Here is a 3296-nt window from a genome sequence, read left to right on the forward strand (position 1 = left end):
CTGTAATTCCAGCTATCAAATTGACAAAGAAATTAAGTATACTTCTATGTCTGGAATGTTCTATTGGACTAACATTTTTAAGCTGATCGATAATGGTTTCAATGATGGATCGCTTGGTTATAGCTCTCTGCATTTAAGTTTGTAACTTATTTTTAAGTTTATTAGATTTTTGTTTCAAACTATAGGATCATTTTCAATCTATTTATTAAATAAACTATGCGTTATGGTTTATATGCTTCACTTATACATTACAGATTGTAATTTCACTAGGAATACATTTCTTTTCAATGCATCATAGAAAAACGTTCTTAACGTAAAAGAAAACTCCAATTTAATGTTTTTTTTCAAACATATGCGAGCGAACCGTTACTCCATATTTGGACGATAACTCTACTAACGTTAATGCTTCTTGCAATAAATCTAAAACTATTTTAGTCTTCTCTACTGAACTAAAGTTTCTGACCTTTTTTCTTCCCATTTGATAAATTCCATTTTGAAACAATAAAATTATTAAAATAGGAAACAATTTAAGTCATTCTTTGTCCAGTTTTTTCGCTCGACTATAATCTTAAAGTATCTTATCTATGTCTAGTGCTATAGCTTTTTTCTGTTTATTAGCTAGATCAGTCGACGCATCATTAGATCTATGGCCAGATAGACCCAAGTGAGGATTAGATTTACCTTGAATAATATTTTTTACCCTTTCAGAAAAAATTCTGTTTGCAAGCAAAGGCCCCTTTCTATAAGTTAGATAAGGATCATTATATAATTTCATAATAAATTTTTCCCATATAGGACGAGCGGTTGCACTACCATTTCCTAGCTTAAAATCTCTAAAGTGAATACAGCGGTCTTCTCCGCCTACCCAAACCCCCGTACAAAGATTCTGGGTTAACCCTATAAACCAGCCATCGGAATGATTAGAGGTGGTACCCGATTTTCCTGCTATATCGTTCTCTTCTCTTAAGGCAATAGGTACACTATTTAAAGCACCTTCATCCAACGCACCTTGCAACATATAAGTCATAAGATCAGCGGTATCTTTATGAATCGCTTCGCGATGTTGTGGAATAAAGGTTTGTAATATATTACCATGCTTATCTTCAATATGGGTAATAAAGAAAGGTTCTGTCCACACCCCTTCATTCAAAAAAGTACTATACGCACCTACCATTTCATAAATAGAAGCATCACTACAACCCAGACAAATAGCAGGAACCGGATCTAAAGGCCCTTTGATACCCATTCGGTTGGCACAATCTACAACTTGCTGAGGACCAATCTGTTTAATCAAATAAGCTGTGATAGAATTGTAGGATTTAGCCATAGCATAACGCAAGGTATAGGGCTTGCCAGAATAGGTTTTCCAGGCATTTTGAGGTGTCCACATTTCACCGTTGGGTTGTAAAAACGTAACGGGTGCATCGGTTACTAGATCTGTGGGCAAGAAACCATTATCTAATGCTACTGTATAGACAATAGGCTTAAAAGTTGAACCAGTTTGTCGCTTGCTCTGTTTTACATGATCGTACTGAAAAAATTTGTAATCAATGCCACCTACCCAAGCTTTAATATGACCTGTATAGGGATCCATGGCCATACACCCGGCCTGTAATATCCTTCGATGATGTTTAAAAGCTTCTATAGGGGTGATCATTTTTTGAATGGGCCCATTCCAGGAAAATAATAGAGTGGGTAGAGATGTATGTAATACCCTATGAATTGATTTGGTATCTGTTCCATAATCTTTACGTAACTTTTGGTACAATGGTGTTTTTTCTATTTCTTTTTCAATATAGTCTGCTATTTCGTTCCCATTTTCATGAATCCATGGATTTTGATCTTTCCAGTGGTCATCAAATTTAGCTTGTAACAGGGCCATGTGTTCTTTTACAGCAGCTTCTGCGTGCACTTGCATCCGACTATCAATGGTTGTATAGATGCGCAGTCCATCTGAAAAAAGATCATATCCATTTTCTTGCGTCCATTTTAATAGGAAATCACGTACTACTGCTCTAAAATAGGGTGCTATGCCTTTTTCATAATTTTCTTCTTGATAGTGTAACTCGGTAGGTATTTCCGAAATAAGATCATAATCATTTTTTTTTAAAAATCCATACTTGACCATTTGACCTAATACTACGTTTCTAATATGGTTGGCTTTTTCAGGATTTTTGATAGGACTGTATCGGGTAGGTGCACGTAATAGTCCTACCAATAGCGCAGCTTCTTCTATGCGTAATTCGGCCGGTGTTTTGTTAAAAAATGTATGTGCAGCCACTTTAATACCATATGTATTAGACCCAAAGGTAACCGTATTCAGATACATGGCTATAAGCTCTTGCTTGGTATAGGCACGTTCTAGTTGAACAGCTAAGATCCATTCTTTTGTTTTAAGTATCAATTTACTAAGAAAGGGAATATGTGAACATCTTCCTCGATAGTTTGTCTCTTTTCTAATATTAAAGAGGTTTTTAGCCAACTGTTGGGTAAGCGTACTTCCCCCTCCTTTGTTTTGTTGTAATACAATCGAAAGAAAAAAGGCACGTAATAAGCCTCTTAAATCTATACCAGCATGTTTTTCAAAACGATAATCCTCTGAGGCGATAAGCGCATGAATCATATTGGGCGAAATCTCTTCATAAGTTACAGAACTCCGATTGTTTCTAAAGTACTTGCCCAGCAAAACGCCATCTACAGCATAGAGCTCAGAAGCCAATTCGCTTTGTGGGTTTTCCAACAACTCTGTTGAGGGCATGCTACCATATAAATGGTAAAAATCAACTTGAACAGAAAAAAGATAAGTAGGAATACTTATAATTGCTGCTGCAAAACATTTCCATAGTATGCGTATTATTTTTTCCATATATTATAATCTTGCCATGTAACTTTTCCCAAATATAGTGGACTGATTTATTAAGACAAATTTTTATAAATTTTATCTGTTTTTTGCAGTCTACTATATGCTTTGAATAACATGTGTAGTTTGGCTATAATAAGCTATAGCACCTTGTGTAAGAATAGCACTAACTGGCATACAAAACGTATCTCTACATTTAAATTAGTCAGCTAATTAGTCGGTCCTGAAATACTGTATAATTATTTGTTAATCAGCAAATAAATGGTTAAATTTGTATTGGTTAATAACCAGTTTTAGAGTTGTTTTGTATAAAAAGCTTGCAAAATAAGGATGAAATCTAAGAAAATAAATAATAGCCTTGAGCGTTTGTTTGAGCAACGCTTATCTAGTTTTCTTAACCCGAAACATCCTTTATTCCAGTTATCTGATTCGATTC

The 3296-nt window shown here is 34.9% G+C and carries 2 protein-coding genes and 1 pseudogene; all 3 read right to left on the reverse strand.

Going from position 1 to position 3296, the window contains the following annotated elements:
• Positions 1-121, reverse strand: a pseudogene (locus ACRRVB_RS01580) (transposase); the annotation flags it as partial.
• A gap of 210 nt (positions 122-331) precedes the next feature.
• Positions 332-478 carry a hypothetical protein gene (locus ACRRVB_RS01585; RefSeq protein WP_432466247.1) on the reverse strand — a complete coding sequence of 49 codons (147 nt, stop codon included), beginning with the start codon at positions 476-478 and terminating at the stop codon, positions 332-334.
• Between the two features lie 90 nt (positions 479-568).
• Positions 569-2866, reverse strand: a complete 2298-nt coding sequence (locus tag ACRRVB_RS01590; RefSeq protein WP_432466248.1) for a transglycosylase domain-containing protein — start codon at positions 2864-2866, stop codon at positions 569-571.
• Positions 2867-3296 lie beyond the last annotated feature (430 nt).

It is taken from the genome of Candidatus Cardinium hertigii (genome assembly GCF_050864855.1).
Lineage (GTDB): Bacteria > Bacteroidota > Bacteroidia > Cytophagales > Amoebophilaceae > Cardinium > Cardinium hertigii_C.

Bases quoted from the DNA above. Each gene is read 5' to 3' on its own strand.
- ACRRVB_RS01585 (WP_432466247.1), bottom strand. From the start codon at position 478: ATGGGAAGAAAAAAGGTCAGAAACTTTAGTTCAGTAGAGAAGACTAAA.
- ACRRVB_RS01590 (WP_432466248.1), bottom strand. From the start codon at position 2,866: ATGGAAAAAATAATACGCATACTATGGAAATGTTTTGCAGCAGCAATT.